The organism is Pedobacter sp. ASV12, from assembly GCF_016429155.1.
In the GTDB taxonomy this organism is placed as follows: domain Bacteria; phylum Bacteroidota; class Bacteroidia; order Sphingobacteriales; family Sphingobacteriaceae; genus Pedobacter.
On the sequence record NZ_JAELUC010000013.1, the window covers coordinates 16,179 to 28,115 of the forward strand.

The following is an 11,937-nucleotide window of genomic DNA, read 5'->3' on the forward strand; positions in this document are numbered from 1 at the left end:
CATTTGCCAGCTTGTAGGCCCATGATAACATTGCCTCACAATTTTTACATAAAAAAGCCCCAATCGCGATATAAATCAGGATTGGGGCTGATATGGTTTTTTAATCGTTTACTTACGATTGGAACTTTTTAGCATTGATTTTGCGTTCGTTCTCGGTAAGGTAGATCTTGCGTAAACGCATGCTTACCGGCGTAACCTCGATATACTCGTCGGCCTGGATATATTCCATCGACTCTTCCAATGAAAATTTGATGGCCGGAGCGATACGCACGTTATCATCGCTACCCGAAGCACGCATGTTGGTTAGGGCTTTTCCTTTAACCACGTTAACTACCAAGTCATTGTCGCGGATGTGCTCGCCCATGATCTGTCCTTCGTAAACATCAACTCCTGGATCAACAAAGAAACGGCCCCTATCTTGTAACTTATCAATTGAATAAGCCGTAGTTTGACCTTTTTCCATCGATACCAATACCCCATTCAAACGTCCAGGGATCGTGCCTTTCCAAGGCTCGTAAGCTTTGAAACGGTGCGCCATAATCGCCTCGCCAGCAGTTGCGGTTAATACGTTGTTACGCAAACCGATGATACCACGTGAAGGGATTTCGAATTCTAAGTGTTGCAAATCGCCTTTTGGCTCCATGATCAACAATTCGCCTTTACGTTGCGTTACCAACTCGATTACTTTACCAGCAACATCGCCCGGTACATCAACAATCAGGGTTTCGATAGGCTCGTGTTTCTTGCCATCGATTTCCTTGATGATTACCTGTGGCTGGCCAACCTGGATTTCGTAACCTTCGCGACGCATCGTTTCGATCAATACCGACAAATGCAGGATACCTCTTCCGTATACCAGCCATGAATCTGGAGATTCGGTTTCAACCACTTTAAGGGCCAAGTTTTTCTCCATTTCCTTATACAAACGGTCTTTGATACGTTGCGAGGTTACCAATTTGCCCTCTTTACCAAAAAACGGCGAGTTGTTGATGGTAAACAACATGTTCATGGTAGGCTCATCGATTTTGATTACCGGTAGTTGTTCCGGCGCATCGAAATCGGCAATGGTGTCGCCAATGTCGAAACCATCAATACCTACCACGGCACAAATATCGCCCGAACCTACTTCGGTTGTTTTTACTTTACCCAAGCCTTCAAACGTATACAATTCTTTTACTCTCGATTTAACCATTTTGCCATCGCGCTTGATCAAAGTAACCGGTTGGTTTTCTTTGATGGTGCCACGGTGTACACGGCCAATGGCAATACGGCCTACAAATGAAGAATAATCCAATGAAGTAATCTGCATTTGCAAAGTGCCTTCGTTTACTGGTGCCGGAGGAATGGTTGCAACAACCGTATCCAATAAGGCGAAAATATCTGTAGTTGGAACTTTCCAATCAGTGCTCATCCAGCCTTGTTTAGACGAACCGTAGATTACCGGGAAATCCAATTGATCTTCTGTAGCCTCCAAGTTGAAGAAAAGTTCGAAAATCTGCTCGTAAACTTCTTCCGGACGGCAGTTTTCCTTATCAACCTTGTTGACCACCACAATTGGCTTCAACCCTAGCGAAAGTGCCTTTTGGGTTACGAAACGGGTTTGTGGCATGGCGCCTTCAAAGGCATCGCAAAGCAAAAGTACCCCATCGGCCATTTTAAGTACACGCTCTACCTCACCGCCAAAGTCGGCGTGGCCCGGTGTATCAATGATGTTGATTTTTACATCCTTGTATTTTACAGAAACGTTTTTTGATACGATGGTAATTCCTCGCTCGCGCTCCAAATCATTATTATCAAGTATCAACTCGCCTGTTTGTTCGTTATCACGAAAAATTGAACAAGAGTGTAAAATCTTATCAACCAAAGTGGTTTTACCGTGGTCAACGTGTGCTATAATAGCTATGTTTCTAATCTTTTGCATACAATGCGCCTCTAAATTTGGCGCAAAGATAAGGTTTTTTATTGATTTTTTATCGCAAATGCAGGCAGTTTAGCGGATTATCTTTTTGTTAATTTTTGAAAATCAGCGTTTTGTAGCCAGGGCCATCAAGGCAGTTGCTTTTAAGCGCAGCAATACAAGACTGGCCAAGGCTACAATCCAGTCACTAGGCTACATAACAATTCTGATTGGTATCGTCTTCGATAAAATCGCCATAGGGGCCCATGGCTATACATCTACACCAAGTTATAGGCGCACCTTCTTGAATTGATGAGCCACATTGGCCGGCATACTCAATACCCATAAATTCAAAAGAACAGTTTTTAGTTTCGCAAACTCCTCTTCCAATAGAACCGCCAAGCACTTTGCGCAGGTCGGCCTTGCTTAATAGATTTTCTTTTTTCATTGTTCCGGTTGTTTTAGGTTAAATAATGTTTTAGCCAGCCCTTAACTGGCCATCAGTTAAATTACAAATTTCAACCTGTAAAACCCGCAAAAACCTATCAATGAACAAAATAAACAAAAGACTGGCACCATCATGCACCACTCTAAAGGTCGCAAAAACAAAAAAAGAAATCGGAAATTGGCTTTACCTGCCGAAAGCCCAGCTTAGAAAAGCAGGCATAGCCTTGGCCCAGGTAGGCACATCGTGTTTGCCACCCACCATTTCGTAATAGAAAATATCGTTCGGACGCTTGTAGCCTTTCTGCATGAGCTCTTTCACCACGTCGATGGTATCGTCTATCGAATCGATAATGAAGTTGTGGTTGCGATCAGCCAGCTCGTCGTCGGTTCCGGTCATGAGCCAAAACTTAAGCGCCGGATTGGTCTTGCTTTCGCGGATCATTTGGTGCAGAATGCGGTCGTTGTCGGTGTAACCCGCACTCAGGTCTTTTTTGCGCCACCAGAACGAGCCCGAAAACACACCAACCGCATCAAAGTAATTGTCGTTGTTCCAGGCAATATCAAAAGCAGTTAAGCCCCCCAATGAGAACCCTGCGATGGCCCTTTTACCGTTAATGGCCGCCTTTACTTCGCTTTGCACATAGGGCAGTAACTCTTTGATCACAAAATCGGTATAGGCTTGGGCTTTCGAGCCACGCTTTTTAAAGTCTGGCCGGCCAGCCACCCCATATTCCTGCACGCGCTCCGTGCCCGCCTTGATGCCTACCACAACCGTTGGCTCAATCTTCCACTTCTCATAAAGATTGTTCAGCATGGGCTCCATTTGCATCTGGCCGAGGTCTTGGCCATCGTTAAGCAGCAAAAGGTTAACCCTTTCGTTGCCCATTAAATGATCGGGGCTGAAAATTTCGATTTCAACCGCCCTCTTTAAATAAACCGATTGGAACTGGTGAAGCGTTTTAATAACAGTGGGTAGTAACAAGGTGGTGTACATGGTCAACAAATAGCGTTCTCACTAAATCAGGCGCAAAAATACGAATCTTGAAAAACAATTAATCCACATTGCCCATTTTTTACTTAACATACAGATTTGCAAGCTTTAATTGATTTTATTTTTTTGTGTTTGGTTCCGATTTTCATATCTTAAAGCAATCTAAATACAATACCGTGAAAGAAGAACTCAAAAAGTGGCATAGTCCTAACCTGAACCTCGACATCGAAACCCTGGTCTTCGGACATGGCGGTTACCCTATCCTGCTTTTTCCAACGAGTATGGGCAGGTACTATGAAAACAAGGACTTTAAATTAATCGAATCCGTACAGGGCTTTATCGATTCGGGCAAAGTAAAAATCTATTGTCCCGATGGCATCGATAAGCAGAGCTGGTACAATAAAGACATCCATCCGGCAGATAGGGTGAAAAACCATATCTGGTACGACAAGTTTCTGCTCGAAGAGCTGGTGCCCTTGGCCAAACACGAAACCGGCCACCACAAGGTGATTACCTCTGGCTGCAGCTTTGGGGGCTATCATGCCGCCAATTTCGCCTTTAGGCACCCTTGGGCAGTAAGCCACTTGTTTAGCATGAGTGGCGCATTCGACATTAAGAGCCAGCTAGACGGCTTTTTTAATGACGACGCCTACTTCAACAACCCGGTTGATTTTCTGCCCAATGACATGAACCCCGAATTATGGCAGATGAAAATCGTATTGGGCACCTCCGACCGCGACATGTGCCGTGCCGACAACGAGCGCCTTTCGGGCATATTGCACCAAAAGGGCATCAACCATTGGCTAGACATCAGGCCTAATGCCGACCACGACTGGCCAATTTGGAGGGAAATGTTCCCCAACTATTTAGCACAACTTTAAAACATAGATATTGACGATCATGATTCCCAAATTGCTCTAATCATGATTTGGCCTGACCACAGGCTCCATCACCATTGAAAATCAAACTATAACAAGATGAAAAAGATTGGAATTTTATTTGGCCAGGAACGCTCGTTTCCACAGGCCTTTGTTGACAGGGTTAACCAAAAAGGCGAAAAAGACATTAAGGCCGAGTTTGTCAACATTAGCAAGGTGTTTCAGGCCGAACAGCCCGAATACGCAGTAATCATCGACCGCATTTCGCAGGATGTGCCTTTTTACCGCGCCTACCTCAAAAATGCAGCCATGGGCGGTACGGCGGTCATCAACAATCCCTTTTGGTGGAGTGCCGACGAAAAGTTTTTCAACAATGCACTGGCCGAAAACATTGGTGTTCCAGTACCCAAAACCGCGCTGATTCCCTCGCGCGAACACCCCGACGACACGACAGAAAAATCGTTCAGCAACCTGGTGATGCCCTTAGATTGGGATGCTATTTTCGAATACACCGGCTTTCCGGCCTACATGAAACCTTTTGACGGCGGCGGCTGGAAAGAAGTATACAAGCTGCACGACAAACAAGACTTTTTTGATAAACACAGCCAAACCAAGCAGGCCGTGATGATGCTACAGGAAGAAATCATTTTTGAAGAATATTTCAGGTGCTATTGCATTGGCGGCAAGTATGTGCGCATTATGCAGTACGAACCCCGCAACCCGCACCACCTGCGCTATGTAATTGACGGGCCAAAACCTGATGCAAAATTGCTCAAAACCATCGAAGACTACACCCTAAGGCTAAACAAATACCTGGGTTACGACTTCAACACCGTTGAATTCGCCGTTCGCGACGGCATACCTTACGCCATTGATTTCTGCAATCCGGCGCCAGATGCCGCTTTAGAAAGCGTGGGTGCAGAAAACTTTGAGTGGGTGGTTGAAACCGCCGCCACCTACGCCATAGAAAGAGCCAAGGCGCAAAAAACAGGAAAAGACAACCTGACCTGGGGCGAGTACATCAGAACCTCGGCCACAGGAACCCCTTTAACCGGTGCGGCCAAGCCTGCAAGCAGCGCAAAAGCTAAACCAGCCACCAAATCATCCCCTAAAGAAACCACAAAAACAAGCACCGCAAAACCAAAAAAAGCACCAGCAAAAAAATAATTGGGATTTTTTATTTAACAAGGAGATATGATGATGAACGAATTTACGCTCGGAATTGAGGAAGAATACATGGTAGTTGATCCCGTTACCAGAGAATTGACCTCCCACGAACAGAAAATTGTAGAATCGGCACAGAAGATTCACAAAGACCAGGTAAAGGCCGAAATGCACCAGGCCGTAGTAGAAGTAGGCACTGGCATTTGCCACAACACCGCGCAAGCGCGAGAAGAAATTTCACAGCTGCGCTATACCGTATCGCAACTGGCCGGCGAACAAGGCCTGCGCATCGGCGCGGCGGGCACACACCCTTTTTCGCATTGGGAAAAGCAGCTCATTACCGAACATCCACGCTACAGCGAAATTGTAAACGAACTGCAGGAAGCTGCCCGTTCGAACCTCATTTTTGGCCTCCACGTACACGTAGGCTTCCAATCGCGCGAAATGGCCATCCACATCGCCAACCAAGTACGCTATTTCCTGCCACACGTATTTGCGCTTTCTACCAATTCGCCATTTTGGGAATCGAGAAATACGGGTTACAAATCTTTCAGGACAAAAGTGTTCGACAAATTTCCACGCACAGGCATACCCGACATTTTCAACAGCATAGAAGATTACGACAACTATGTAAAACTGCTCATCAAGACCAAGTGCATAGACAATGCCAAGAAAATCTGGTGGGACATCCGCGTACATCCTTTCTTCGACACCATCGAGTTCCGCATCTGCGATTGCCCGATGCTCATTGACGAAACCATGGCTTTTACGGCACTGTTTCAGGCATTGTGCGCCAAACTTTATAAATTGCGCCTCCAAAACATGGAATTTATCAGTTACTCGAGGGCACTGATCAACGAAAACAAATGGCGGGCAGCCCGCTATGGCATTGATGGCAACTTGATCGATTTTGGCAAGGAGATGGAAATCAACTGCCGTAACCTTGTGCTTGAGCTATTGGATTTTGTTGACGATGTAGTTGACGATTTGGGCAGCCGCGAAGACATCAATTATGTACACCAGATCTTGGCCAATGGAACCGGAGCCGACAGGCAACTGGCCGTTTACGAAAAAACAGGCAGCTTCGAGTCGGTGGTAGATTACATCACTACCCAAACTTTAATAGGCGCAAAATAAAAAATGATTAAAAGACAGATAAAAGTAGCAGTTATCGACATGAACAACGGCTTTCCCAATCAGGGAATGCGAGGCATACAAGAACTGCTGCGAACCTACACCAAACAAAACCAGTTAAATTTAACCTTTGATTTATTTGACCTGAGGCAAAAAGGAGAAATACCAGGCACCGAATACGACATCTATATTTCGAGTGGCGGCCCAGGCAGCCCCTTTGATGGAGAAGGCGAAAAATGGGAACATGACTTTTTTACCTTGCTAGACCGCATTGAAACCTTCAATGCACAAAACGAGCATAAAAAGCATGTCTTCCTGATTTGCCATTCTTTTCAGCTGGCCTGTCGCAAATACGGATTAGGAACAGTAACCAAAAGGAAATCGAACGCTTTCGGCATTTTCCCGGTTAGCCTCACCGAAGATGGCATGCACGAACCGGTATTTAACGGCCTGCCCGACCCATTTTATTCGGTTGACAGCCGCGATTGGCAAGTGGTTGAGCCCAAACAGGAAGATTTTGAAGCCAAAGGCTCACAGATTCTGGCCATCGAAAAAGAACGGCCACATGTAGCTTTAGAGCGCTGCATTATGGCCATACGCTTTTCCGAGCAGGTGATTGGCACGCAGTTTCATCCCGAAGCCGACCCGATTGGCATGAAAATGTACCTGCTGCAGGAAGAAAAGAAAACAGCGATTAGCAACAACCACGGCGAAGAAAAATACCATGACATGCTGAATAGCTTGGAAGACCCCAACCGGATTACCTTGACCCAAAGCATTATTTTACCTAATTTCCTAACCCAGGCCATCAAGACTTTGCAAGAGGCGTAGAAGATAAACCATAAGAAAGCACACAAAACATTCAATTCTATACGCCTACGTGGTCAATTATTACGCATTAGGAGAGTTTTAACCGAACTCTCCTTACTAAAAACCTATAACTGAAACCTGCCAACTGAAACCATGATCCAAAAATATCGCCAAGCATTTAACGCCGCCTTTACGGCCGAAAAATATCAGCAGTTTTTACGGGAGCTCGGAAAAGGATTTCCAGAAATTCCGTTCCGGGTAGCAGAAACGCCTGTTTTTATACCAGCAGCGCTTCAACAAAAGCTGATTGCCGCGGGCGAAGAGATTATCGCGCTGATTAAGCAACCCAACTTTAAGGAACTGACCCAAAAATCGATTCCTGCCGAGTGGAACGTACCCCATGAAACCGGTCATCCGCATTTCTTGACTTTCGACTACGGCTTATGCAAAGACGAAAACGGTGAAGTGATACCCATGCTGATCGAAATGCAGGGCTTTCCTTCGCTATATGGCTTCCAAACGCACCTGAGCCATACCTTTAAACGTATTTTCGCACTTGATGAGCAACTGAGCCCTTACTTTAACGGCTTAACCCAGGCTACCTATTTCGAACTGCTCAAAAAGGTAATCATCGGCCAGCATGAGCCTCACCAAGTTGCCCTGATGGATCTGGATGCCCCGAACCAAAAAACGGCCATCGACTTTTTTGTAACCGCCGAACATCTGGGCATACCGGTTTTGGCACTGGAAGAAATCAAAAAAGAAGGCAAGCTGCTCTTTTACGAAAAAGACGGGCAAAAAATCCAGCTGAAACGGATCTACAACCGCTTGATTTTTGACGAGATTGGCCAAAATACGGCAATTTTCGAGCAATCCTTCGATCCTCGCGAAGAACTGGACATCGAATGGATTACCCATCCCAATTGGTTCTACCGCATCAGCAAATACACCATGCCTTTCTTGCAGAGCAAGTTTGTACCCGAAACGCATTTTCTCCATACCTTGAAAACCATACCTGCCGATTTGGAAAACTATGTGCTCAAACCCCTGTTTTCTTTTGCCGGCATGGGTGTCATTATCGATGTAACCTCAAACGACGTTGCACAGATCAAAGACCCCGAGAATTGGATACTGCAGCGAAAGGTAACCTATGAACCAGTTATCCAGGCGCCCGATGCCGGCGTAAAAGCCGAAATCAGGATGATGTACCTTTGGCCCGAGGGCGAAGAGCCCCAGCTGAGCATTAACCTGGCCAGGCTAAGTCGAGGCAAAATGATTGGCGTCCGTTACAACAAGGATTTCGACTGGGTTGGCGGTACAGTAGGGCTGATGGAAAATCAAGACTAATTGGTTCATTAGCCCTTAGCTTATTACCTACTCAGAATTGCTAACTGAAAACGGGTTCATTCAATCATTCTCTCACCCAAGCCTTCAATCATTAACAAATTTGACAGTAATCTGAACCGGGCTTCATAAATAATCGTAATTTTGCATCTATGGATATTCAGTTTATCTTAATGATCGTGGTTTTTATCGCCGCGCTGTTTTACATCGGCCGATTGATTTACCGTTCCATTTCTCCAAAAGCTGGATCTTGCGCTTCGGGCTGTGGCAAATGCGGCGCCAACTTCTCTAATATTCCGGAGCCTAAAAAATAAGCCACATGCTGGAGAAATTTCAAGCCTACCTGCAAGAACGATTAGCCATTACCAACGAGCAGGCCAAGGAGGCCGTGAGCTGTCTCAAAACCAAAAGCTTTAAAAAAGGCCAGGTTGTTTTAAGTCCAGGCGATTTGAAATCAGATTCCTATTTCATTAACAGTGGTTTGTTGCGCTGCTTTTCCATCGACGAAAAAGGCAAAGAACACATCATTCAATTTGCACCAGAAAACTGGATGATTTCTGAAAGGAACAGTGCCGTGTTTAACGAACCTTCTTTCTTTTATATTGATGCCATAGAAGACACCGAAGTAGTGGTGGTGAAGAAAGATTTTTTTCCGGCCATCCAATACGTCGTGCCCAAAATACTGGAGCTTAACATCCTGATGTTGCACAATTCGATTCGCTTTATGCAGAAAAGGATCAACATGTTGCTGGGCGCAACCGCCGAAGAGCGCTACCTCGATTTCATCAAGCTCTATCCTAACCTCACCCTCCGTGTACCGCAATGGATGATTGCCTCCTACTTGGGCATTACGCCAGAATCGCTGAGCCGCGTACGCAAGGATTTGGCCAAAAAGCATTTCAAATAGTTGGACGTCTGATTGCTGATGACAAATAGCTGGTGTACCATAAATCATCGCCTCAAAAACCCCCACCGAACCAACAAACAATCCAACTCCCGAATTACTTAACATACATCAATGTGGGAGCAAACTAGCCACCTTAACTTTGTGTTATCAAATTTAAACAACTTAAAAAACATAAAGTTATGGCAACTACTCAATGGACATTGGATCCAACCCACAGCGAACTTCAGTTTAAGGTAAAACACCTGATGATTACTACTGTTACCGGCAGTTTGAAATCTTTCTCATCAGAATTAACTTCAGAAGGCGACGATTTTTCTAATTCGTCTATATCTTTTAAAGGAGATATAGATTCTATCGATACCGGCAACAAAGACAGGGACAACCACCTAAAAAGCGCCGACTTCTTCGATGCCGAAAAATTCCCAACTATCGAATTTACTTCTACCGCAGTAGAAAAAGACGGCGACGACTACATCGTTAAAGGGGATTTAACGGTTAAAGGCAATACCAAACCCATAAAATTAACTGCTGAATTTGGTGGCATTGCAACCGACCCTTGGGGCAACACCAAAGCAGGCTTCACCTTAAGTGGCAAAATCAACCGTGCCGAATTTGGCTTAACCTGGAATGCTGCCCTAGAAACCGGTGGCGTAATGGTAAGCGAAGACGTAAGAATTTTAGGCGAACTCCAGTTCGTCAAACAAGCATAAGCAAACGCGTTGAGCGTACCACGATAAGTAAAAGCGTTCGGGGTTATAACACCAAACGCTCGATGCAAAACTCTAATCTTTTCAATGATGGAAGCAAATGTAAAAAAAGTAGCAGCAGTGTTAAATCCACCTGCACCACACATGGTAGGTGATGGTTTTAGGGTACATAATTTCTTTCCTAGTGGCTATCGACTGAACATGAGTCCGTTCTTTATGCTCGATTACAATGCGAAAATCGAATTTTCTGCCCGTAACGAACCTCGTGGGGTTGGTGTACACCCGCATCGCGGCTTCGAAACCGTAACCATTGCCTATCATGGCGCCGTGGCACACCACGACAGTGCGGGCAACTCGGGTACGATTTATCCCGGTGATGTACAATGGATGACCGCAGCCAGTGGCATACTCCACAAAGAATACCACGAAGAAAGCTACAGCAAAAAAGGCGGTCCTTTTCAAATGGTGCAGCTTTGGGTAAACCTGCCTGCTCAACACAAAATGAGCACGCCAAAATACCAGGGCGTAAAACAAAGCGATATGCAAAAATTGGTCTTGCCCAATGAGCAGGGCATCATCGAAGTGATTGCAGGCGATTACCAAGGCACCAAAGGCAGCGTAACTACATTCAGCCCCATTGAAATGTACAATGCCCGGCTGAACAAGGGAGCCCAAGCCGTTTTCAGCTTTCCGGCCCATTACAACACCGCTTTTGTAGTGATAGAAGGCAGCATTAAAGTAAACGGAACAGAACAGGCTAACACCAACCAGATGGTTTATTTTGAAAACGAAGGCGAAGAGATTGAGCTGGAAGCTTTAGAAAACAGCATCGTTTTGATACTGAGCGGCGAGCCCATCAACGAACCGATTGCGGCTTATGGGCCCTTCTTAATGAACAAGCCGGAGGAAATACAACAAGCCATAGCCGACTACAATGAAGGCAAATTTGGCTATCTCGAAGACTAAATTACCTTGATGGTTTTTTAAGAAGTCGGCCATTGCATAGGGCATGGTCGACTTTTTTATGATAGCCCAATTAATCCTCGTCTACAAAGTAGTTGATTTCCAAAAATCGATCAAGCGCGGTTCTGTCGCCTTTCTTGGCCTTCATTTCTTTTAAAACACCTCCAACCTTGAGCTTCTTTTCGGGCAGTTTTTCTTTGCCTTTTTTGTTGCCGATAATGAATGTTTCCGAATGCTGCTCGTCCCTGATTTCGTAAATATCGTATTCGTCAAAAATCGGTACCATCACCAATGCTTTTCCGGCAGGAATAAAAATGAAGCCATTAAGTTCAGCATTCGAATCAATCAGGTGCGGTATGCCGGTAATCACCGTATTTGCACCGGTAATGCCTTTGCTTTTTACCATAGCAGGCAATAGCCATTGCGGCTTATACTTGTTGTAATAGATTTGCAGGTCTTTATCAAACTTCGACACGATGTGCTGCTTGGCATTTTCGTCGAGCGCAGCAATGGCTAGTTCCAAAAACAAGATCGCTTTTTGCTTTTCGAAAAACAGGCCGGCCACTTTCCCTACTTCAGAAAGGCTGACAATCTCATCGTTTGGCTTGGTTAAAACATTATAAAACCTACCGCCATTATCCAAACTGTCAATGGCTTCGGCCGGGCTTTTAAACGTGATGATCTTTTCCATCAAT

At 45.2% G+C, this 11,937-nt stretch carries 13 protein-coding genes; 9 read left to right on the plus strand and 4 right to left on the minus strand.

Annotation, left to right across the window (positions count from 1 at the left end):
* Positions 1–112 precede the first annotated feature (112 nt).
* The 3 genes from typA to JHD69_RS05545 all read right to left on the minus strand — a co-directional run bounded on the left by typA (position 113) and on the right by JHD69_RS05545 (position 3,338).
* Entirely contained in the window at positions 113–1,921 is a 1,809-nt protein-coding gene (typA, locus tag JHD69_RS05535) for a translational GTPase TypA (RefSeq protein WP_199138153.1), read from the minus strand.
* Between the two features lie 184 nt (positions 1,922–2,105).
* Entirely contained in the window at positions 2,106–2,345 is a 240-nt protein-coding gene (locus tag JHD69_RS05540) for a hypothetical protein (protein ID WP_199138155.1), read from the minus strand.
* Between the two features lie 183 nt (positions 2,346–2,528).
* Positions 2,529–3,338, minus strand: a complete 810-nt coding sequence (locus JHD69_RS05545; RefSeq protein WP_199138157.1) for an alpha/beta hydrolase — start codon at positions 3,336–3,338, stop codon at positions 2,529–2,531.
* 173 nt (positions 3,339–3,511) lie between these two features.
* On the opposite strand from JHD69_RS05545, the gene JHD69_RS05550 reads away from it, so the two are divergent.
* From JHD69_RS05550 to JHD69_RS05590, 9 genes are all read left to right on the plus strand, one after another.
* Positions 3,512–4,216, plus strand: coding sequence for an esterase family protein (locus JHD69_RS05550; RefSeq protein ID WP_199138159.1), 705 nt, complete (start codon positions 3,512–3,514; stop codon positions 4,214–4,216).
* Between the two features lie 96 nt (positions 4,217–4,312).
* Complete coding sequence (locus tag JHD69_RS05555; RefSeq protein ID WP_199138161.1) at positions 4,313–5,380, plus strand: ATP-grasp domain-containing protein; 1,068 nt, start codon at positions 4,313–4,315, stop codon at positions 5,378–5,380.
* Positions 5,381–5,410: 30 nt separating this feature from the next.
* The gene (locus JHD69_RS05560) at positions 5,411–6,514 is read left to right on the plus strand and encodes a carboxylate-amine ligase (protein WP_233165729.1); all 1,104 of its coding nucleotides are present in this window, start codon (positions 5,411–5,413) and stop codon (positions 6,512–6,514) included.
* Positions 6,515–6,517: 3 nt separating this feature from the next.
* Positions 6,518–7,342, plus strand: coding sequence for a type 1 glutamine amidotransferase (locus tag JHD69_RS05565; RefSeq protein ID WP_199138163.1), 825 nt, complete (start codon positions 6,518–6,520; stop codon positions 7,340–7,342).
* A 132-nt stretch (positions 7,343–7,474) separates the two neighbouring features.
* On the plus strand, positions 7,475–8,668 hold the full coding sequence (locus JHD69_RS05570; protein ID WP_199138165.1) for a hypothetical protein: 1,194 nt from the start codon (positions 7,475–7,477) through the stop codon (positions 8,666–8,668).
* A gap of 149 nt (positions 8,669–8,817) precedes the next feature.
* Positions 8,818–8,979, plus strand: coding sequence for a FeoB-associated Cys-rich membrane protein (locus JHD69_RS05575; RefSeq protein WP_199138167.1), 162 nt, complete (start codon positions 8,818–8,820; stop codon positions 8,977–8,979).
* A gap of 5 nt (positions 8,980–8,984) precedes the next feature.
* Positions 8,985–9,572 carry a Crp/Fnr family transcriptional regulator gene (locus JHD69_RS05580; protein ID WP_199138169.1) on the plus strand — a complete coding sequence of 196 codons (588 nt, stop codon included), beginning with the start codon at positions 8,985–8,987 and terminating at the stop codon, positions 9,570–9,572.
* A gap of 179 nt (positions 9,573–9,751) precedes the next feature.
* Positions 9,752–10,282, plus strand: a complete 531-nt coding sequence (locus tag JHD69_RS05585) for a YceI family protein (protein ID WP_199138171.1) — start codon at positions 9,752–9,754, stop codon at positions 10,280–10,282.
* A gap of 87 nt (positions 10,283–10,369) precedes the next feature.
* On the plus strand, positions 10,370–11,245 hold the full coding sequence (locus JHD69_RS05590) for a pirin family protein (protein WP_199138173.1): 876 nt from the start codon (positions 10,370–10,372) through the stop codon (positions 11,243–11,245).
* 70 nt (positions 11,246–11,315) lie between these two features.
* On the opposite strand, the gene JHD69_RS05595 is transcribed toward JHD69_RS05590, so the two are convergent.
* On the minus strand, positions 11,316–11,933 hold the full coding sequence (locus tag JHD69_RS05595) for a hypothetical protein (protein ID WP_199138175.1): 618 nt from the start codon (positions 11,931–11,933) through the stop codon (positions 11,316–11,318).
* Positions 11,934–11,937 lie beyond the last annotated feature (4 nt).

Excerpts from the sequence above, each read along its gene's own strand:
- typA (WP_199138153.1), bottom strand. The coding sequence starts at position 1,921 with ATGCAAAAGATTAGAAACATAGCTATTATAGCACACGTTGACCACGGT.
- JHD69_RS05540 (WP_199138155.1), bottom strand. The coding sequence starts at position 2,345 with ATGAAAAAAGAAAATCTATTAAGCAAGGCCGACCTGCGCAAAGTGCTT.
- JHD69_RS05545 (WP_199138157.1), bottom strand. The coding sequence starts at position 3,338 with ATGTACACCACCTTGTTACTACCCACTGTTATTAAAACGCTTCACCAG.
- JHD69_RS05555 (WP_199138161.1), top strand. The coding sequence starts at position 4,313 with ATGAAAAAGATTGGAATTTTATTTGGCCAGGAACGCTCGTTTCCACAG.
- JHD69_RS05560 (WP_233165729.1), top strand. The coding sequence starts at position 5,411 with ATGATGAACGAATTTACGCTCGGAATTGAGGAAGAATACATGGTAGTT.
- JHD69_RS05565 (WP_199138163.1), top strand. The coding sequence starts at position 6,518 with ATGATTAAAAGACAGATAAAAGTAGCAGTTATCGACATGAACAACGGC.
- JHD69_RS05570 (WP_199138165.1), top strand. The coding sequence starts at position 7,475 with ATGATCCAAAAATATCGCCAAGCATTTAACGCCGCCTTTACGGCCGAA.
- JHD69_RS05575 (WP_199138167.1), top strand. The coding sequence starts at position 8,818 with ATGGATATTCAGTTTATCTTAATGATCGTGGTTTTTATCGCCGCGCTG.
- JHD69_RS05580 (WP_199138169.1), top strand. The coding sequence starts at position 8,985 with ATGCTGGAGAAATTTCAAGCCTACCTGCAAGAACGATTAGCCATTACC.
- JHD69_RS05585 (WP_199138171.1), top strand. The coding sequence starts at position 9,752 with ATGGCAACTACTCAATGGACATTGGATCCAACCCACAGCGAACTTCAG.
- JHD69_RS05590 (WP_199138173.1), top strand. The coding sequence starts at position 10,370 with ATGGAAGCAAATGTAAAAAAAGTAGCAGCAGTGTTAAATCCACCTGCA.
- JHD69_RS05595 (WP_199138175.1), bottom strand. The coding sequence starts at position 11,933 with ATGGAAAAGATCATCACGTTTAAAAGCCCGGCCGAAGCCATTGACAGT.